At 37.3% G+C, this 19,620-nt stretch carries 15 protein-coding genes and 3 tRNA genes; 16 read left to right on the top strand and 2 right to left on the bottom strand.

All coding sequences use genetic code 11. The features are described 5' to 3' along the window. Nucleotides 1-15 precede the first annotated feature (15 nt). Nucleotides 16-714 (top strand): lipoyl(octanoyl) transferase LipB, encoded by a 699-nt coding sequence (gene lipB, locus Q0039_RS07170; protein WP_297511149.1) that lies wholly within the window; start codon nucleotides 16-18, stop codon nucleotides 712-714. On the opposite strand, the gene Q0039_RS07165 is transcribed toward lipB, so the two are convergent. After that, the gene (locus tag Q0039_RS07165; protein WP_297511147.1) at nucleotides 711-1,316 is read right to left on the bottom strand and encodes a ribonuclease HII; all 606 of its coding nucleotides are present in this window, start codon (nucleotides 1,314-1,316) and stop codon (nucleotides 711-713) included. The two genes, lipB and Q0039_RS07165, sit on opposite strands and share 4 nt — an antisense overlap. 197 nt (nucleotides 1,317-1,513) lie before the next feature. Here Q0039_RS07165 and Q0039_RS07160 point away from each other — a divergent pair, with 197 nt between their 5' ends. From Q0039_RS07160 to Q0039_RS07140, 5 genes are all read left to right on the top strand, one after another. Then, complete coding sequence (locus Q0039_RS07160) at nucleotides 1,514-4,618, top strand: SusC/RagA family TonB-linked outer membrane protein (protein ID WP_297511145.1); 3,105 nt, start codon at nucleotides 1,514-1,516, stop codon at nucleotides 4,616-4,618. Between the two features lie 13 nt (nucleotides 4,619-4,631). Continuing rightward, nucleotides 4,632-6,218 carry a RagB/SusD family nutrient uptake outer membrane protein gene (locus Q0039_RS07155; RefSeq protein WP_297511143.1) on the top strand — a complete coding sequence of 529 codons (1,587 nt, stop codon included), beginning with the start codon at nucleotides 4,632-4,634 and terminating at the stop codon, nucleotides 6,216-6,218. Nucleotides 6,219-6,280: 62 nt separating this feature from the next. Continuing rightward, a complete protein-coding gene (locus Q0039_RS07150) occupies nucleotides 6,281-8,116 on the top strand; it encodes a S8 family serine peptidase (protein ID WP_297511141.1) in 1,836 nt (611 codons plus the stop codon). A 122-nt stretch (nucleotides 8,117-8,238) separates the two neighbouring features. Further along, nucleotides 8,239-10,194, top strand: coding sequence for a putative porin (locus Q0039_RS07145; RefSeq protein WP_297511139.1), 1,956 nt, complete (start codon nucleotides 8,239-8,241; stop codon nucleotides 10,192-10,194). A gap of 129 nt (nucleotides 10,195-10,323) precedes the next feature. Further along, nucleotides 10,324-11,685, top strand: coding sequence for a pyridoxal-phosphate dependent enzyme (locus tag Q0039_RS07140; protein ID WP_297511136.1), 1,362 nt, complete (start codon nucleotides 10,324-10,326; stop codon nucleotides 11,683-11,685). A 32-nt stretch (nucleotides 11,686-11,717) separates the two neighbouring features. Here the strand turns inward: Q0039_RS07140 and Q0039_RS07135 are convergent, their stop codons facing one another. After that, nucleotides 11,718-13,370: a GLPGLI family protein gene (locus Q0039_RS07135; protein ID WP_297511134.1), complete on the bottom strand. Its 1,653-nt coding sequence runs from the start codon at nucleotides 13,368-13,370 to the stop codon at nucleotides 11,718-11,720. Nucleotides 13,371-13,461: 91 nt separating this feature from the next. Between Q0039_RS07135 and Q0039_RS07130 the strand changes: the two genes are divergently transcribed. The 10 genes from Q0039_RS07130 (at nucleotide 13,462) to Q0039_RS07085 (ending at nucleotide 19,501) form a co-directional block, all read left to right on the top strand. Then, nucleotides 13,462-14,733 carry a DUF2851 family protein gene (locus Q0039_RS07130; RefSeq protein ID WP_297511132.1) on the top strand — a complete coding sequence of 424 codons (1,272 nt, stop codon included), beginning with the start codon at nucleotides 13,462-13,464 and terminating at the stop codon, nucleotides 14,731-14,733. 27 nt (nucleotides 14,734-14,760) lie between these two features. Beyond that, a complete protein-coding gene (locus Q0039_RS07125) occupies nucleotides 14,761-14,982 on the top strand; it encodes a PspC domain-containing protein (protein WP_297511131.1) in 222 nt (73 codons plus the stop codon). Nucleotides 14,983-14,986: 4 nt separating this feature from the next. Beyond that, nucleotides 14,987-15,853 (top strand): helix-hairpin-helix domain-containing protein, encoded by an 867-nt coding sequence (locus tag Q0039_RS07120; RefSeq protein ID WP_297511130.1) that lies wholly within the window; start codon nucleotides 14,987-14,989, stop codon nucleotides 15,851-15,853. 27 nt (nucleotides 15,854-15,880) lie between these two features. Continuing rightward, complete coding sequence (locus tag Q0039_RS07115) at nucleotides 15,881-17,053, top strand: acyl-CoA dehydrogenase family protein (protein ID WP_297511129.1); 1,173 nt, start codon at nucleotides 15,881-15,883, stop codon at nucleotides 17,051-17,053. A gap of 212 nt (nucleotides 17,054-17,265) precedes the next feature. Continuing rightward, a complete protein-coding gene (gene rpsU, locus Q0039_RS07110; protein WP_073364309.1) occupies nucleotides 17,266-17,460 on the top strand; it encodes a 30S ribosomal protein S21 in 195 nt (64 codons plus the stop codon). Between the two features lie 68 nt (nucleotides 17,461-17,528). Continuing rightward, the gene (locus Q0039_RS07105) at nucleotides 17,529-18,422 is read left to right on the top strand and encodes a tyrosine-type recombinase/integrase (protein ID WP_297511128.1); all 894 of its coding nucleotides are present in this window, start codon (nucleotides 17,529-17,531) and stop codon (nucleotides 18,420-18,422) included. A gap of 30 nt (nucleotides 18,423-18,452) precedes the next feature. Continuing rightward, complete coding sequence (gene raiA, locus Q0039_RS07100; protein ID WP_297511127.1) at nucleotides 18,453-18,755, top strand: ribosome-associated translation inhibitor RaiA; 303 nt, start codon at nucleotides 18,453-18,455, stop codon at nucleotides 18,753-18,755. 91 nt (nucleotides 18,756-18,846) lie between these two features. Continuing rightward, nucleotides 18,847-18,920, top strand: a tRNA-Thr gene (locus tag Q0039_RS07095). A 152-nt stretch (nucleotides 18,921-19,072) separates the two neighbouring features. Then, nucleotides 19,073-19,154: transfer RNA gene (locus tag Q0039_RS07090), tRNA-Tyr, on the top strand. A gap of 275 nt (nucleotides 19,155-19,429) precedes the next feature. Then, nucleotides 19,430-19,501 (top strand) — tRNA-Thr (locus tag Q0039_RS07085). The last annotated feature ends 119 nt before the right edge of the window (nucleotides 19,502-19,620 follow it).

Below are 19,620 nucleotides of genomic sequence, written 5' to 3'. Positions count from 1 at the left end.
AACGCTTCTGCTGCTATGAATAAAAAAGTGAGACTCCAGAATTTAGGTTTAAAAGATTACAAACAAACGTGGGATTATCAAGAAAAGTTATTTGCGGCAATTGTTTCTGAAAAACTATCCAAGCGAACGCAGCCTTTGCAAGAAACATCCAATTATTTTTTGTTTGTTACCCATCCGCATGTCTATACATTAGGCAAGAGTGGCGATTTGTCTCATTTATTGTTAAGTGAAAAACAACTTGAAGCCAAAGGAGCGACATTTTACAAAATCAATAGAGGTGGGGATATTACCTATCATGGTCCTGGTCAAATTGTAGGCTATCCTATATTGGATTTAGAAAATTTTTTTACAGACATTCATAAATACCTTCGCTTGTTGGAAGAAGCAATCATTTTGGTGTTGGCCGATTACGGTTTAAAAGGTGAGCGGAGTGGAGGAGAGACGGGAGTTTGGCTGGGTGTAGGAACTCCATTTGCTCGAAAAATTTGCGCCATGGGAGTTCGCGCTAGTCGATGGGTAACCATGCATGGTTTTGCATTTAATGTGAATGCCGATTTGGGATATTTTGACCATATAATTCCTTGTGGAATTCGAGGTAAAGGTGTGACTTCGCTTCATGTTGAATTAGGTAGAGCGATCGACGAAGTTGAAGTTCAGTCAAAAATAGTAGCCTACTTTGCGGCTTTGTTTGAGGCGGAAGTAGTTTATGATTAAAATTCAAAATCCATTCGCAGTTGATCCGGAAGTAATCGGAAACTTTTGCGATGGTAGGGACTAATGCCATATTTTTTTATTGCTTCTCGGTGTTCTACAGTGGGGTAGCCTTTGTTTTTTTTCCAATTGTACATAGGGAATTCTTCATGGATTCGATCCATATATAAATCTCTGTGGTTTTTGGCCAATACAGATGCAGCGGCAATGCTCATATATTTAGCATCACCTTTGACGATTGTTTGATAGGGAATGTTTTGAATGGGTTGAAACCGATTTCCATCAACAATAATAAAATTGGGTATAGGTTGAAGTTGTACAATGCATTCCTGCATGGCTTTTATAGACGCATTCAAAATGTTGATTTCGTCAATTATTTTGGGTTCGAGGTGAACTACTGCCAACGAAAGTACTTGGGACTCAATGAGTGGTTGAATGGAAAAACGCGTTTTTTCAGAGAGTTGTTTAGAGTCGTTTAATGCTTCAATAAAAAAACCATCCTTTAAAATTACTGCTGCTGCCGTTACGGGTCCGGCTAAACAGCCTCTTCCAGCTTCATCCGTTCCGCATTCATGAAGATGATTAGAGAAATTAAATTGTAACATATATTAAGGATAAGATAGAATAGTTTTTAAACGCAACGAAATTAAAAGATTTTTGACTTCAATTGTGTTGCAATCACAAAGTTATCATTTCAGTATTGAACTTTAACAATTGTAAATGCTAATATTCTATTGTATTATTTGTTTATTTAATAAAAAATTAAGAAGTTTGCGGAATAACTAACTCAAATAAATTTAATATGAGATCTAAGTTCAAATGGATTTTTACGCTTTTTATGGCGTTATCATTGCAGTTTTCATTTGCACAAGAGAAAACTGTTACTGGTACTGTTACAGATGGTAAGGCAACATTGCCTATGGCCAATGTAAAAATTAAAGGTGCCAAAACGGGTATTCAAACTGACATGGATGGAAACTTTACTACTAAAGCAAAACAAGGTGATGTTTTGGTGGTATCCTTCTCGGGTTATGAGACCAAAGAAGTAAAAGTTACTTCTGCTACAACGTACAAAGTTGTACTTTCAGAAGAAGCTACAGTTTTAGGTGAGGTTGTAATCGCAGGTTACGACAGAAAAATTGCTAAACCTAAATCGACAGCTGCTACTGTAACAGTAACATCCGAGTCATTAGCAAACCGTCCAAACGTAACCGTATTACAGTCGTTGGCTGGTAATGCTGCAGGTTTGAACGTATTTTCATCATCAGGTTCGCCAGGTTCTGCGAAATTTGACCTTGTAATACGTGGTGTTGGTTCTGTTAACGCTTCTACGGAGCCTTTGTATGTTATTGATGGTGTGCCTACCAACTCAGTAGTGTTCCGTAACATCAACCCAGAAGATATTGAAGCTATGTCTGTGTTGAAAGATGCGGCTGCAACATCGGTGTATGGTAACAGAGGTGCGAATGGGGTAATCGTTATCAAAACTAAAGGAGGTAAATTTAACTCTGCTTTGAAAGTTAGCTACTCAGGTTCGTATGGGGTTTCTGAATTGCCAAATCACAAGTACAACTTGATGAACTCTCAACAATTATTAAGATTGCAAAGAGATCGTGGTGTAAGTGCTGGTGCAGGTCAGAATGCATTATTGTCACAACAATTAGGTTGGAATTTTGGTGATCCTTTAACAGACGCTCAAATTCAAAGTGCGCCAAACCAAAATTGGTTAGACGTGTTCTTTAGACAATCAACTACAATGAACCACAATATCTCATTAACTTCAGGGGGTGAGAATTTAAATCAATTTACGTCTTTTAGTTACACGGATCAAGATGGTATTGTTAACAATACTGATTTCCAACGTTTTACAATGCGTAATAACTTAAATGGTAAAAGTAACAATGGTAAGTTTACGTATGCTTCTAACTTTACAGCAGCATTTTCACAACGTAATCAGTTGAACCAAGAAACTAACTCAGGTATTGATAACAACGTAGTTCAAAACCCACTTTTAGGAGGGATTACTGGTGTTCCTTATTATTCAGCAAACTTCTATCCTGGTTCAGGACAAGGATTGTATGATTTGATTGGTACTGACTTCGATGGTGGTAACACAACTTTAGTATTGCAAGATTTATTGTTTGCTGGTAACCAACCTAACCGTTTTAAAGAGTTGAAATTATTAGGTAACATTAATTTAGCTTACAAACTAAGTAAATCATTTACTGTAGATACAAAATTAGGTGTGGATTACACGTATTCCAACCGTATGTTTGCTCGTGCACCATGGTCGTATTTAGCGATTGCGGTTAGAGAAACTCAAGCGTTACCATTCGGTGGTTTTGAATCAAGAACCAACGATCGTGACTTTAACTATACTTCAATTACAAGTTTGAAATATAACCGAATGTTTGGGAAACATACTGTTGATGCGGGTTTATATGCAGAATATATCAAAGCCTACCGTCAAGTAGAAGCTTCACAACAAAATGGTTTAGATTTATTGAACTATGCATTTGGTGCAGGTACAGGTTGGACCAACGTAGGTGCAAACTTTGCTCCATTACGTCCAACAACTTCAGCTGCTAAAAATATGGCGGGTATGTTCTCTTACTTTGCTAATGCTACTTATGATTATGCAGATAAATATGGTGTTGACGCAGTAATCCGTCGTGATGCAAGTTACCGTTTCATCGATGATAACCGTTGGGGTACTTTCTGGTCTTTAGGAGCACGTTGGAACATCAATAAAGAGAAATTTATGGATAACTCTGTTTTCAGCATGTTAAAATTAAGAGCTTCTATTGGTGTTCAAGGTAATCAAAACGTATTAGCAGCTGCTTATGGATCAAATCCATTGTATACTGCTTCTAACTTGGTTCGTGACTTGGCTGCTACTTCTACAGGTTATGGTAATACAGCAGGTTATGGTTTATCTCAATTCGGTAATAACGAATTACAGTGGGAAGAACAAAAAATGACTAACGTAGGTGTTGACTTTGCTTTGTTTAAAGATGCGTTGTCAGGTTCATTTGACGCGTATGACAGAAGAACAAACCAGTTGTATTTAAGTTCAGCATTAAGTGCTGCTCCAGGAGCGGGTAATTCAATTGCAGGTAATAATGGAAGCTTAAGCAACAGAGGTTTAGAATTATCTTTGCGTTATAAAGTGTTAAAAAATACTGCATTTAAAATGGAAGTTTTTGCTAATGCTTCTTACAACAAAAATGAATACAAAGATATTAAAGAACAAATTGGCGATTTAACTATTGAAACCAATGGTGGTTTAATTAGTGAATATTACTATGTTCCTTACATGGGTGTTAACCAAGCCAATGGTGAATTGTTGTTCTTAGATATCAATGGTAACTTAACTGAAAATCCAACGTTGAATGACCGAAGAATGTCAGGTAAAAACTTCGTTCCTGTTTATCAAGGAGGTTTCGGTTTCAATATGGATTACAAAGGTTTCTTCCTTGATGCTCAATGGAACTGGGTTAAAGATGTATGGAGATATGACTTCGCGTTAAGCTGGTTGTATGAGCCTTCTTATTTGACCGATAATAATATGTCTGTTGATATATTAAACGCTTGGACTCCTACCAATACCAATACCAATATTCCTTCTTTAGATGCGGTTAACTATTCTCAAGGTGGTGATTTATCAGATCAGTGGTTACGTGATGCGTCTTACTTGCGTTTAAGAAATATTAGTTTTGGATATACTTTTGATAAAAAATTATTGAAAGGTACAGGAATTAATGGTTTGAAATTATTTGTTCAAGGTGAAAACCTTTATACATGGACAAAATGGAGAGGATTTGATCCGGATGCTAGTGATTCTTCTAACTTAAGTAGATTCCCTGCTCCAAAAACGGTTTCATTCGGTGTTAACGTTGACTTTTAATAAATAAACAGATATGAAAAAAGTAAAATATTTAGCGCTTACCTTTGCTAGTGTAGCATTGTTGTCGCTTTCTTCATGCCAAGATGCATATGAAATTGTGCAGGATGGTGAGTTAAATGAGGAATCATTTAGAACTTTAGGTCAAATGGAGGCCTATTTGAGTGGTGTTTATGCAACGGTTTCTACAGGAAATGAAATCGGTTTTACAGGTGTATTTACTGACGAAACAGGTGTAGGACGCGGTAGTGGAGGTCAAAATTTTGCGACTCACCGTTTTATCGTCAATACTGCAAATCCTTATGCAGATGCAATTTGGTATGGTCAATACCGTACTATCAACCGTTGTAACCGTTTGTTAAAAATTTCAACACAAGTTGCAGTTCCAACAGATCCAGGAGAATTAGCGCGTTACAATTCTGCAATTGCTCAAGCACGTGCAATAAGAGCTTTTGCTTACATGCAATTGTTAACGTATTTCTCAACGGATATGACTAATGATAATGCTTTAGGAGTTATGTTTGTTGGTGATAATATTGCAGAGGCTTCAGATGAATATCCACGTTCATCTAACGGTGTAATCTTTGATGCAATGAATGCTGATTTAGAATATGCTTTCAACAACGTAATTGCCAATGTAAATGCTGGTACTACTCCGTATAAATATGTTTCTAAAAACATGATTAATGCATTGCGTGCACGTATGAATTTGTATAGAGGTAACTTTACTTTGGCTAAACAATATGCTGAATATGTGATTGCTAATGCTGGAGTTAACTTAACAGCTGCTACACCAATCCCAACAGGTACAGTAGGTTCTTCTTCTTGGAATACTTCATTCTATGGAGCTGCATCTACAAACCCTTACCGTAGAATGTTTGCTGATGCTGCAACAGGTGGTCAAGGTGAAATTGTATTCTCATTGTTGCGTCCTGCTGCAGGTACTTGGGAAAATATTGCTTCTCAGTTTACTACCAACACAACCAACGCTTCAGGTAGCCCATTGTTTGAGGTAGGTAGAAATTTATTTAACGAGTTAGGTGCATTACAAAACGATATCCGTCGTTATGCTAATGTTGACCCTACGTCTTTAATCAATCCTAATTATGCAACTGCTGTTGACTATTTGGATACAGATGTAATTGTTATCGATAAATATCCTGGTCAAACCGGTTTCCCTTTACGTAATGATTTAAAGGTTTTCCGTTTATCTGAAATGTATTTGATTTTAGCTGAATGTTATGCTAATGAAGGAAACTTAAACGGTTCAACAAATTCTGTTGCCTCTGTAATCAAAAGAATTCGTGATGCACGTCGCTACTCAGGTACTTTCGCTGAACCTACCTATGCTGATGCTACTGCTGCATGGAAAGCAATTATGGATGAGCGTCGTTATGAATTATGTTTTGAAGGACACCGTTATATCGATGTTAAACGTTTAGGTGGTAAAGCTAACGCTTCGATCACTCGTGATGCTACCGATGATATCATTACTAATGATTTAACGATTCCTTATAACGATTATCGTTTTACATTACCAATTCCTCAGTCTGAATTGAATGCTAATGGAGTAATTCGTTCGCAACAAAATCCTGGTTATTAATCAGTTTTTAAAAATATGTTAAGCCTCTCTGAAAAGAGAGGCTTTTTTTTTATATTTACCTCATGAAAAAGATTTATTTACTATTGGGTTTAGCGGTATTTACAGGGCTTAATGCTCAGACTCCCGCTCAGCGTTTGCAAATACAGAGGCATACAAATCCTATTGCAGCAGCGCAGTTAAAACAAAAAATTGATCAAAAAGCAAAAGTTTTTGAATCGATGCAGCATATCGTACCTACACTATTAAAACCACAACGGTTTGTGGATGGTCAACCCATTTATTTTCAAACGGATAATTTTTTCTCTGTTCGCTCGTTGCGTGCAGAAACGATGTATCCAGGTGGAACTTTAGGAATTAATGCAACAGGATTAGAGATTTTTGCAGGTGTTTGGGATGGAGGTAAAGTTTTAAACACCCATCAAGAATTCACAGGTCGAGTTATTTTAGGAGATGTTTCCAATACTTTAAGCACACATGCTACCCATGTTACCGGAACAATTTGTGCTCAAGGTATTCAGCCTTCTCGCAAAGGGTTTGCTTATCAGGCATATGTAAGAGCTTACGATTGGACAAGTGATGAAGCAGAAATGTTTGGATATGCTACAGATGGTTTTTTAGTGTCTAATCACTCGTATGGTAATATCGCTTCCTCATTGCAAGAATTTTATTTTGGAAATTATAATTCGCAATCGATAGAAGTAGATGATTTGATGAATACGTTTCCCTATTACCAAGTTGTAAAATCGGCTGGAAATGATCGGAGTACAACTACGCTAGCTCAAGTGAATAACAAAGCTGGATATGATTTGCTTTCGGGTGTTTCAACAGCTAAAAATGTATTAACTGTTGCAGCCGTTGATCAAGTATCAAATTATACTTCTCCTGCTAGTGTTGTGATGAGTTCTTTTAGTAATTGGGGTCCAACCGATGATGGTCGTATCAAACCGGATATATCGGCAATGGGAGTAGGTGTAAGTTCGTGTAGCTCATCTTCCAATACTGCTTACACATCGTTGTCGGGTACTTCAATGTCTGCTCCTGCCATTACAGGTCTCATTGTTATGTTACAAGATTATTATAATGATTTGAATGCTCAATTCATGCGTTCAGCTACGGTTCGTGGTTTGCTTTGCCAATCAGCGCGCGAAGCAGGTGATAATCCAGGTCCTGATTATAGTTTTGGTTGGGGTTTAGCGGATGGGTTTAATGCTTCTAATGTTATAAAAAATAACGGATCATCTACTTTAATTGAAGAAAATACGTTAGCAAACGGTGCTACTTTTTCCAAAACAATTCAAATTAATACAACACAAGATATCAATGTTGTTGTATCATGGACAGATCCAACGGGTACTGCAAATCAAAATAATGCTATTGACAACCGTACACCTAGATTGCGAAATAATCTTGATCTAAAAATTTTAAAAGATGGTATAACCTATTATCCTTGGAAGTTAGATCCTGAGTATCCTACCGAACCGGCTACTAATGTTACCGATAACAATGTCGATAATATTGAAAAAGTTCAAATTTTCAATGCAACACCCGGGGTGTATACCATTCAAATTACCCACAAAGGTTCTTTACAAGGGGGTACTCAAGATTATTCTTTGATAGCTTCTGCGTCAACTGGTTTGGCATTAGGATTAAATAGTATTCAAGCTGATAATGAATTTTTTGTGTATCCAAGTCCAGCCAACAATGAAATTCACTTTAATAATACTAAAGAATATGCTTTAGATGATGTATCGATTTATGATATCACAGGTAAATTAGTGATTGCTGCCGGAAAGGTAACCAATAACACCATTGATGTTAGCGCATTGCAAAGTGGAGTTTATATGGTGAAAATTACTTCACAAGGAACAAATTTCATGCGCAAGTTTACTAAAAACTAATTGATTTTTTTCTAAAATATAGTTTACGCCTTCTCTTATGAAGGCGTTTTTTTGCTGTATTTTTTTGTTAAAAAGAAGTTCACTCACAAACATTGTCTATTTTTGTCCTGTAAATATTTTGTATGATAAAGAGATTCATTCGTATCTTAATTTGTATCGGAATAGCTTGGACTAGCAAAGCACAGCAAACTGCTGAAAAGGCTAACAAAAGCATGATTAAATCCGCTGAGGAAAAAGCAAAAGAAGCCGCTCGAAAAGCGCCTATTTCTTGGTACAAAATCTATACAATTGAAAAAGACACTACCCTAGTTGATACCACACTTTCGTTAAAACGATTTTATCAATTCAACTATCTCCGTAAAGATCGTTTTGGTCAATTACAATATCCGAATGAAGGGCAAACCTACAACCGCTTAGATTTTGGACAAGAACGAAATTCTATTTTTCCTGAAATGGGTTACCAAGGTAAACATTACGCTTTTTTGGAAGCCGAAGATATTCGCTACTTTAATGTTCCTACGCCTTTTTCAGATATTTATTTTAAAACGGTTATGGAGCAAGGGCAAAGTGTTGATGCGCTTATTACCTTAAATACCTCCAAAAATTTTAATATATCAATTGCCTATAAAGGAATACGATCACTCGGAAAATATACCAACCAATTGGTCAGTAATGGGAATCTTCGATTGACTGCTTCCTACAAATTGCCTGCAGGGCGCTATGCTTTGAATATGCATTATGTGGGGCAGGATTTTCTAAATTATGAAAATGGGGGAATTACAACCACTTCCGATTTTGAAAATGGCGATGCGATATACAATAACCGTGCACGACTTCAAGTCTATCTCACCGATGCGCAATCCATTTTAAAAAGTAAACGTTTCTTTTTTGATCATGCCTTTCGAGTCAATCCCAAAGATGCGCAAAACAACTTGTATGTCATACAACGATTTAATTATGAGTACAAATATTTTGAATACAATCAAGCTTCACTTGGAACAACGCTCGTGCTCAATGAGGTGTCTACAACGTTTAACCGTTTTGGAGATGCGCAAGTAACGGCGTCTATAAATGATCAAGCGACCTATGATAAATTGTATAATCGTGCTGGAATTCAATATGAAAATAAATCTTTAGGTACCGTTCGATTTTTTGTAGAGAATTACAATTATAGTTTTGGCTATGACAATTCACGTACAATAAATTCATTGGTCATCCCGAAACGAATAGAGGCAACCATCAATACCCTAAGTGGTGAATATGAATACCGGAAAGGGTCGTGGAAAGGTTTTGTCAATTTAACCAATGCAATTTCAAAACAGTCAATTCGTAACCTTGAAGTAAAGGCCGCCTATGCCTTAAACGATAAAAATAATTTTGTCTTCCAATACCAAAATCAAAGCAAATTACCCAACAATAATTATATCCTTCAACAAAGCAGTTACAACAATTACAATTGGAACAACAGTTTTAAAAACGAAAAATACAATACGCTTAAAGCAGAAGCCAATACGCAATGGGTTCACGCAACGCTTCAAGTAGCTACTATCAATGATAAATTGTACTTTCAAGATGTCCAAAATGTTCCCAATCAACAATTGGTTACACCCCATCAATTTTCGGGGACTATCAATTATCTATCCTTGAAAGTGGACCGAGATTTTAAATTCAAAAAGCTCGGATTTGACCTTACGGCTTTGTACCAAAAAGTAGATCAGAAGCAATTAATACTCAATGTACCCGAACTTACCGCGCGTTCGAGTGTTTATTATCATAGCTATTGGTTTAATAAAGCGATGTATGTGCAAACCGGACTAACAGCGAATTACTTCACAAAATACTATGCCAACGACTATAATCCAGTTTTGGGAGAATTCTTTGTTCAAACGCAAAAAGAAATCGGAAATTTTCCGGTAGTAGATGTGTTTTTTAATGCACGCGTACGTCAAACACGTATTTTCTTTATTGCCGAACATGTAAATTCTTTGGTCAGTAAAAATAATTTCTATGCTTCTCCAAGTATGCCCTATCGCGATTTTATTATTCGCTTTGGTTTTGTTTGGAACTTTTTCCAATAAGTATAGAATTCAATTCTTCATAAAAACCAGTGTGCTCGATTTTACAAAGTGCAAATCGTATAGTCAAATCGAAGCTGTTTTTATTAACTAACTGCAATTAACTATCTTTGCGGGTATAATTTAAGTAAAATGAACTATTCAGAAAATATATTAGGAACCATCGGGAATACACCACTAGTAAAGTTAAACAAAGTGGTCGAAGGAATCGATGCATTGGTTTTAGCCAAAGTAGAAACCTTCAATCCGGGAAATTCGGTCAAAGATCGTATGGCCTTGAAAATGGTAGAAGATGCCGAAGCTGATGGGCGATTAAAACCGGGTGGAACGATTATCGAAGGTACTTCTGGAAATACCGGCATGGGTTTGGCTTTAGCTGCGATTGTGAAAGGCTACAAGTTAGTCTGTGTAATTTCTGATAAACAATCCAAGGAAAAAATGGATATTTTACGTGCCGTTGGTGCTAAAGTAGTGGTTTGCCCTACCGATGTAGAGCCCGATGATCCACGGTCGTATTATTCAGTTTCTAGACGCCTTGCCGAAGAAACACCAAACGCTTGGTATGTAAACCAATACGACAACCCAAGTAATGCTCAAGCGCACTATGAACAAACCGGTCCTGAAATTTGGGAGCAAACGGAGGGTAAAATTACTCATTTTGTAGTTGGTGTAGGAACCGGAGGCACCATTTCAGGGGTAGCACGTTATTTAAAAGAGAAAAATCCAAACATCAAAATTTGGGGAATTGATACTTACGGTTCGGTGTTTAAAAAATACCACGAAACTGGAATCTTTGATGAAAACGAAATCTACTCCTATATTACCGAAGGAATAGGGGAAGATATTTTGCCTAAAAACGTTGATTTTAGTTTGATTGACGGATTTACAAAAGTAACCGATAAGGATGCGGCTGTTTATACACGTAAAATTGCGTTGGAAGAAGGAATCTTCGTTGGAAACTCAGCAGGTTCTTGTGTGAAAGGACTTCACCAATTAAAAGAGCATTTCAAGCCCGAAGATGTAGTTGTTGTTTTATTTCACGATTCTGGAAGTCGGTATGTTGGAAAAATGTTCAACGACGATTGGATGCGCGAACGCGGTTTCTTGGAGGATGAAATTACAACGGCTGAAGATGTGATTAAAGCACATTTAGACAAACCATTAGTAGTTGTTCGTACCGAAGAATTGGTGTCGCATGCAATTGATCGTATGCGTAAATATAAAATCTCTCAAATTCCAGTTATCGATACTTCTGGTTTTGTGGGTTCTGTGGATGAAACGGATTTATTCCGGAGTTATGTTGTCGACAAAAATGTAGCCAACAAACCCATTCGTGAAGTTATGGGTCAACCGTTTCCTGTGGTAAAAGCCGCTACCCCTATTGAAGAAGTTTCCAAGCTTTTCTCCAAAGACAGTCAGGCCGTATTAGTCGAACTCCCCAATACAAAATACCATATTATCACCAAACACGATATTATCGGATCGATTAAATAAAACCATAAGACTGTCCCTTAAGACAGTCTTTTTTATTTTCCGAGCAGCACCCCCGAAACATTCCAAGCGCTAAAGCTGGTTCCTTCAGGTGCACCTTGGGGGATAAGCACTTGAATCGAATGCTTGCCTGCGTTCAATTTGCCCAAATCGATATAGTAAGGATAGGTAACCATGCCCGGACACCAGTTGGACCGACTGTAGTCCGATGAAGACAACCCGTTGGCAAAGTTTCCTGAAGCAGGATTAAATAAGCGATATGAACCACAGTCTTCTCGCCATGGAGTTACTTGAAAAATTGTTTTTCCATCCAAAAGAATCGTATTTTTTTTCGGCACAAATTCGTCTCCATTTTCCCAGCCACCGTGTCCGGTTGTGAGGTACCGTAAACGAGCATTTTCGATGTCTTTTTCTACTGTAAATTCAACAACTAATCCTTTTTCGTGATTAAATAGTGTACCGTATTCTTGGCCTGCCATTTCCATAATATTTACAGTATTAAACAACGGCATTACAATCCCGTGTCGATTTTGTGCTCCTTCTTCAGGGTGAATCGTAATATTCATCGAAATTTGATGTCCACCATTGTCATAATTCCCAATAAAAACACCAACATAAACTTCTTTTCCGGAATAACTTGAAACCAATTCGCTAATATCTTGACGATAAGGAACTTGGGTGTGCCATGTTTTGTCTTTTAATTCGATGTGATTGTATTTTTGAATTCCAAAGGGCGTGAAAAAACGCATTAATTCAATGAGGGGTTCAAATTGTGCAGTTGCAACGATTCCTTGGTATTTTTTTCCGTTTCCATTCTCATAAATCGGCAGGCTTTGCGCACCTTGTGTTAAACCTTCCCACATCGAAAGTTTTTTATCGCTTGGAATTAGAAATACCGAGCCGGTACGATCATAAGCATCACCATTAGATTGCTCAATTAAATCTAAAAAGACTTGACTTCCCTTTGCTATTTCGGGAAACTTTAGTTTTTTAACGGCAATCGTACCGTTAGCAAACCGGAATACACTATCCGTTGATTTTGAGTTTTCTGAGAAATTGATTAGTTGGTTCTTAATTATGGGAATTGTAATAAACCGACTTTTCCATAATTGATCACGATAGCTCAATAAATCCATTGGTTTTTGACCAATATCAAGCGATACAGGTTTTTTCCCTTTTTCTTTTTCTATTTGGATAGCCGTAGTATAAAAATTGCCATTGCGGCCAATTTCCAATACTAAACCTAGATTTTGCCCCAAAGTAGAAGGACCACCTTTCACTCCCAAAGCATCGGTATACCACAACTCAATCGTATTTGAGTTGATTGTAGTTTTGGCTTTTTTACATCGATAGCCAAGAATGGTTTTTGTCTCGGGGAGGAATTCAAACGTTTGTTTTTCTAGTGAAGTGCTGTCAACGGTTACGACTGAACGCTCTTTGTTTAGATAAGCTTTTTGGAAGATCTTTTGCGTAGAGCGTTCCACAAGTATTTCTTCATAAGGAAAGGGTGCTTGTTGCTCCGTACTGTTTTTTGAAGAAATTAATGTTGCTTTGGAATCAGTAAATACAAGGATTAAATCTTGCGGTTGGATAACTTTTCCATTGGATGTTTTTTGATAGGTGATCGTATACGATTGTCCAAATGCCATTTGAATGCCAAGAAAACCGATTAAAGCTAATTTTTGCATGAAATTGTTTTTTACAAAGATAAAAATTGCGATCATTAAATGATTTTTTTAAATTCGTGGTTTCGATTCCATTTAGATTAGTATATGCCTTATGAAAGAAGATTTTTTGCACTATGTGTGGCGTTTCAAATGCTTTAACGTTAACCAATTGTTTACCATAACAGGTGAGTCTATTCAACTCCTACAAACCGGTGATTACTTACAAACCGAAGGGCCTGATTTTTTTAACGCACAATTAATTATTGGATCCCAAAAATGGGCGGGAACCGTAGAGATTCATCTCAAGTCCTCCGATTGGTATGTACACCATCACGAAACCGATTCCAATTACGATAATGTCATTCTACATGTTGTTTGGGAGTATGATTTACCGGTTTACCGAACTAATAATTCCGAGATACCGGTTTTGGAGTTGCAACACCGAGTTGATCCAGCGTTGATTCAAAATTATCACCATTTGCTTTTACGAAAAGAATGGTTGCCCTGTGAACAGCATTTGTCATCAATTCCCCAATTTGTCCTATACAATTGGTTGGAACGCTTGTATTTTGAACGCTTGGCACAAAAAGCAATTCCGGTACTACAATTATTAAAGGCCTATAAAAATGATTGGGAGTCAGTTCTGTTTGTACTTTTGGCCAAAAATTTTGGATTAAATACCAATGGGGATGCATTTTTTCAAGTGGCACAATCCATTCGTTTTTCTCAATTTTGTAAAGAAGCAGTTGAAGTCCATCAAATCGAAGCTTTACTGATGGGACAAGCTGGAATTTTGCCCGAAAGCCCTTTGGATACCTATACCCAAGATTTGTGTGCACGATATGATTTTCTTAAGCTCAAATATTCGATGCAAGCACCCAATATACGGATGCAGTATTTTAAATTACGTCCCGATAATTTCCCGACTATTCGGTTGGCACAATTAGCAATGGTATATCATAAACGGCAACAGTTGTTTCAGGCGGTTTGGAATTGTAAGGTGTTAACAGACTTTGAAAAATTATTTCACGTAGGGGTTAGTTCGTATTGGGAAACCCATTACACCTTTGATAAGCCCTCCAGAAAGAAAAGTAAGCAATTGTCTAAATCATTTATTTACTTGCTTATAATCAATACCCTAGTTCCATTAAAGTTTGCTTATGCACAACATTTAGGAAAATTTGATGCAGATGCCCAATTGGTAGTATTACAGAAAATTCCACCAGAATCCAATACTGTAATTGACAAATTTGCACACTTGGGGATACAAGCGCAACATGCACAACATTCGCAAGCATTACTTGAATTAAAAAAATCCTATTGTGATTTAAAAAAGTGCCTGAATTGTGCAATCGGCACAACCTTGTTAAAAACAAATCGCTAACTTTGAAACAGAAAACAAATGGATCAAATGATTACTAATCTTCGTCATTTTTTTGAACGACACGGCTTTTATGTGTGTTCGCGCTTGGCCGATAAATTAGGGATGCGTGCTACCAATGTGCGGTTGTTCTTTATTTACATTTCTTTTGTGACGGCAGGATTAGGATTTGGTTTGTATCTTACTTTGGCTTTTATACTCCGGTTAAAAGACTTGGTACGCGGCAAACGATCCTCGGTTTTCGACCTATAATCGTATGAATTTTTCATTTATTCGCCAATTAACTCATTTTACAAAAAGTCAACGCCTTGGAATTCTTAGCTTAGGCCTATTCGTTATAGCTTTTCAGTTTATTTATTTTTCAGAGATTTTTGCTCCAAAACCAATCCCAATTTCTCCCGAAGTGAAGCAATGGTTAACAGACCAAGCAGATCAAGATACTTTGGTGCAACAATCAGAAAACTATATAATTTATCCATTTAACCCCAATTTTTTAAATGCGTATAAAGCTTATAAATGGGGAATGTCGGGGAAGCAATTTGAACGTTTGCAGCAGTTTCGTAAGCAAAATAAATATGTAAACTCAGCTGCCGATTTTCAAAGTGTTACACAAGTGTCTGATTCGGTTTTACAAAAAATGGCCCCGTATTTCAAATTTCCAGCATGGGTTACCCAAAAGAAAAGCCGCAACGATGCATTTGAAAATCTACCTAAAAAACAGCCCATTTTGAAGAAAGACCTCAATCGTGCAGCCGTAGAGGATTTTATTGCGATACGAGGCATTGGACCCGTTTTGGCAGAACGAATCATAAAGTACCGCGCTCAATTGGGCGCATTTGTAGCTTTAGAGCAATTGGATGAAGTGTATGGCTTAAATCCAGAAGTTCTTGAAGCGTTGCAACTTCATTTTGAAATTCAAACGCCACCTGAATTGGTTAAAATCAAGATTAATGAGGCGACAATCAAAGCATTAGGTCAGTTTCCTTATTTTCGATACCCAGTTTCTCGAAATATAGTTGCTTACCGCAGTATGAATGGCGCAATTACACAAGATAAATTAACAAATGTCAAAGGAATAAATTTGGACAAAATTAGAATTATTGCGCTATATTTGGAATTCTAAAAATATACCTTAAAAAAACAAATTATAATGAGTTCAGTATACTTTACCGAAGAGCATGAATTGTTTCGCGCAAGTTTTAAAGATTTTTTGCAAAAAGAAGTAGTGCCGCATATTGAAAAGTGGGAGAAGACAGGCACTATCGAGCGTTTTATTTGGAAGAAATTTGGTGAAATGGGCTTCTTCGGATTGCGTTATCCGGAAGCGTATGGCGGAATGAATCTCGATTTGTTTTATACGGTTGTGTTTTTGGAAGAATTGCAAAAAATTCATTCCTCTGGATTCGCAGCCGCCATGTGGGCTCACGCGTATTTAGCGATGACTCATTTGAATGCCGAGGGAAGTGAGCGTATTAAACACGAATATTTAGCGCCAAGTATCGCCGGAGATAAAATAGGTGCTTTGTGTATTTCCGAACCTTTTGGTGGAAGTGATGTGGCCGGAATGAAAACTACGGCAGTTAAAAAAGGAGATAAATATGTTATCAATGGTTCGAAAACATTTATAACCAATGGAGTTTATGCCGACTATTATGTTGTTGCAGCGAAGACGAGTCCGGAAAAAGGAAACAAAGGAATTAGCATCTTCTTAATGGATACCAATGTGCCGGGTGTTTCGGCAACAAAGTTGGATAAGTTGGGCTGGCGCGCTTCAGATACTGCTGAGATTGCATTTGACAATGTTGAAATACCCCTAGAAAATTTGATGGGAGAGGAAGGTAAAGGTTTTCCATATATTATGCAACACTTTGCTTTAGAGCGTTTAGTGATGGCAATTAATGCCCATGCCCGTGCAGAATACGCACTCGATTACACAATAGATTATATGTCCAAACGAGAAGCGTTTGGAACTACCATAAATAAATTTCAGGCCTTGCGTCATACCTTGGTTAATCATGCTACGGATGTAGAACACTGCAAAATTTTTAACTATGCTGCTACCGCCCGTCTAAACAAAGGTGAATATGTTGTTAAAGAAGCGACGATGGCCAAATTGAAATCAACCAAAGTAGCTGACGAAACAATATACAGTTGTTTGCAAATGCTCGGAGGTTATGGATATATGGAAGAATATCCGCTAGCGCGTTTACTTCGGGATAGTCGTTTGGGGCCAATTGGTGGTGGAACTTCAGAAATTTTGCGCGAGATCTTATCGAAGATGATTATCGACCAAAAAGATTACCAGCCGGCGGTTAAGGAATAGAAAGATTAGCACGAATTGCGTGAGGGGTGGAAGCGAAAAGCCCGGCTGCGGAGCAACGGACTTCTAGCGTACGACCCGACCCCGACTGTTGCGTAATGCGACACCAAAACGACTTTTCGGGGGCACGCCAAAATTATTTTTAAATTTTATAATTTTAAATTCAAAATTATGATTATCTTTGCGCCCACTAAATGAAAGGAGGTGTCCTGCTTATGTTAATTATACCTATTAAAGACGGAGAGAACATTGATAGAGCTTTAAAGCGCTACAAAAGAAAATTTGATAAAACCGGAACTGTACGTCAGTTGAGAGCGCGTCAAGCGTTTACTAAGCCATCCGTGGTGCGTCGTGCGCAAATCCAAAAAGCGCAATATATCCAAGGATTGAGAGATGCGATGGAAGGATAGTCATTAGTTCCTATTGAAATACAGCTGCTGTAAGGAAGTTTTTATAACTTTGTTACAGCAGTTTTTTTATGGATTATATAAAAGCTTTTCACGATTATTTAGCATTGGAAAAAAAGTATTCTCCCCATACGGCTTTGGCTTATGAGACGGATTTACTGTATTTTCAAAACTACCTAGTGGGGGCCTATGATACAGATGATTTGCTTGCCGTTCAGTATCCAATGGTTCGAAGCTGGATTGTGAATTTGATCGATGATGGAATTTCGACCACATCGGTTAACCGTAAAGTAGCTTCTTTAAAAGCTTTTTACAAATTTTTATTGAAGGTCGGTCAGTTGAACGCAAGTCCGTTGCTCAAGCATAAAGCATTGAAAACACCAAAAAAGGTACAGATTCCATTTTCAGAGAAGGAATTGGATTTGGTGTTAAATCAGTTGCATTACCCTGAGGGGTTTGAAGGTGTTCGCGATAAATTAATTATTGATTTGTTTTATACAACGGGAATTCGTAGGGCCGAATTAATTGGATTGCAAATGAATAACGTAGATTTAGCAACGGGTGTGATGAAGGTTTTAGGAAAGCGAAACAAGGAACGTATTATCCCATTATTACCAATTATACTAGAAGAGATTCGAGGTTATTTAAAGGAACGTGCTGGTTTAGAATCGATTATTGATGAGGGCTATTTCTTTTTATTGTTAAAAGGCGTTAAATTAAACGAATCGTTTGTATATCGGTTGATAAATACGTACTTTAGTAATGTCTCTGAGAAAGTAAAAAAGAGTCCGCACGTGCTTCGGCATACGTTTGCGACCCATTTATTAAACAAGGGGGCCGATTTAAATTCAGTAAAAGAGCTTTTAGGGCATTCGAGTTTGGCGTCAACGCAGGTATATACGCACAATAGTTTGGCAGAATTGCAAAAAGTGCATGGTACAGCGCACCCCCGAAACCGGAAGTAGCTCATAAGTGTAACCTTAAAAATGAGAAGTATGAAGGTAAATGTAAATGCTGTTAATTTTACAGTAGATCGTAAATTGGTTGATTTTATTCAGGTGCGATTCGATAAGTTGGATAAGTTTTACGACAAAATCGTCTCCTCTGATGTTTTTTTAAAAGTTGATAATACTAGTGAAAAAGAAAATAAGATGGCGGAGGTGAAAATTCTTGTGCCAGGTGATGATTTGGTAGTGAAAAAGCAATGCAAGTCATTTGAAGAAGCAATTGAATTGTCTGCTGAATCACTGGAGCGATTATTGGTAAAACACAAAGAAAAAATCCGCTCCTATAGTTGATTAAATTTTTTTAAAAAAAATATTTTGATAGAAAAATAAATTCCCTACATTTGCAGTCCGTTAGAAATAGCGGACTTTTTTGTTATTTATTGCCGGTGTAGCTCAGCTGGCTAGAGCAGCTGATTTGTAATCAGCAGGTCGTGGGTTCGAGTCCCTCCATCGGCTCTTTGAAATTATGTGGTTGTTGAAAGGTAAATGATAGCCGTTTTCTTTATAGAAATGGTTTAATCTAAAGGTGTTTTTTTAATAAAAACCTAAACTTCAGCAACGTTGACATACTGAAAATACTGTTTTAGCTTTTAGCTAAAGCTTGGCTAGGGGAGATACTCAAGCGGCCAACGAGGGCAGACTGTAAATCTGCTGGTTACACCTTCGCAGGTTCGAATCCTGCTCTCCCCACAAAATTTTTTAAAAAGAATTTTTGTGAAGTTTACTTCGATAAAAATTTGTTTAAAAAATTTAGTAAGGGTCTCCCTTACGGATCACCGACCAACGGGAGGTAATCCCTACAGGAGTTGAAAACGACCAACGGGAGGTAATCCCAATAAGTGATGAAAACGACCAAAAGGAGGTAATCCTTTAATTAACAAATGAAAAGACCGACCGCAGGGAGGGTTGAAAAATAAAAAGGATTGATTGATGCGGTTAAGCAACGGCAATCCCTTTAAAAATCTGCCGGTGTAGCTCAGGGGTAGAGTGCTTCCTTGGTAAGGAAGAGGTCACGGGTTCAAATCCCGTCATTGGCTCAAATTTGAATTATTTGAACACTAATAAATATAACTAAGTTTTAAAAATTAATTAAAATGGCAAAAGAAAATTTTAGTCGTACCAAGCCACACCTTAATATTGGTACGATTGGTCACGT

The organism is Flavobacterium sp. (genome assembly GCF_027484945.1).
In the GTDB taxonomy this organism is placed as follows: Bacteria; Bacteroidota; Bacteroidia; order Flavobacteriales; family Flavobacteriaceae; genus Flavobacterium.
Note: the sequence above shows the minus strand (reverse complement) of the source record. Positions and strands in the feature narration are given on the sequence as shown.

Coding starts and splice junctions, on each gene's coding strand:
- lipB (WP_297511149.1), top strand. CDS start 16: ATGAATAAAAAAGTGAGACTCCAGAATTTAGGTTTAAAAGATTACAAA.
- Q0039_RS07165 (WP_297511147.1), bottom strand. CDS start 1,316: ATGTTACAATTTAATTTCTCTAATCATCTTCATGAATGCGGAACGGAT.
- Q0039_RS07160 (WP_297511145.1), top strand. CDS start 1,514: ATGAGATCTAAGTTCAAATGGATTTTTACGCTTTTTATGGCGTTATCA.
- Q0039_RS07155 (WP_297511143.1), top strand. CDS start 4,632: ATGAAAAAAGTAAAATATTTAGCGCTTACCTTTGCTAGTGTAGCATTG.
- Q0039_RS07150 (WP_297511141.1), top strand. CDS start 6,281: ATGAAAAAGATTTATTTACTATTGGGTTTAGCGGTATTTACAGGGCTT.
- Q0039_RS07145 (WP_297511139.1), top strand. CDS start 8,239: ATGATAAAGAGATTCATTCGTATCTTAATTTGTATCGGAATAGCTTGG.
- Q0039_RS07140 (WP_297511136.1), top strand. CDS start 10,324: ATGAACTATTCAGAAAATATATTAGGAACCATCGGGAATACACCACTA.
- Q0039_RS07135 (WP_297511134.1), bottom strand. CDS start 13,370: ATGCAAAAATTAGCTTTAATCGGTTTTCTTGGCATTCAAATGGCATTT.
- Q0039_RS07130 (WP_297511132.1), top strand. CDS start 13,462: ATGAAAGAAGATTTTTTGCACTATGTGTGGCGTTTCAAATGCTTTAAC.
- Q0039_RS07125 (WP_297511131.1), top strand. CDS start 14,761: ATGATTACTAATCTTCGTCATTTTTTTGAACGACACGGCTTTTATGTG.
- Q0039_RS07120 (WP_297511130.1), top strand. CDS start 14,987: ATGAATTTTTCATTTATTCGCCAATTAACTCATTTTACAAAAAGTCAA.
- Q0039_RS07115 (WP_297511129.1), top strand. CDS start 15,881: ATGAGTTCAGTATACTTTACCGAAGAGCATGAATTGTTTCGCGCAAGT.
- rpsU (WP_073364309.1), top strand. CDS start 17,266: ATGTTAATTATACCTATTAAAGACGGAGAGAACATTGATAGAGCTTTA.
- Q0039_RS07105 (WP_297511128.1), top strand. CDS start 17,529: ATGGATTATATAAAAGCTTTTCACGATTATTTAGCATTGGAAAAAAAG.
- raiA (WP_297511127.1), top strand. CDS start 18,453: ATGAAGGTAAATGTAAATGCTGTTAATTTTACAGTAGATCGTAAATTG.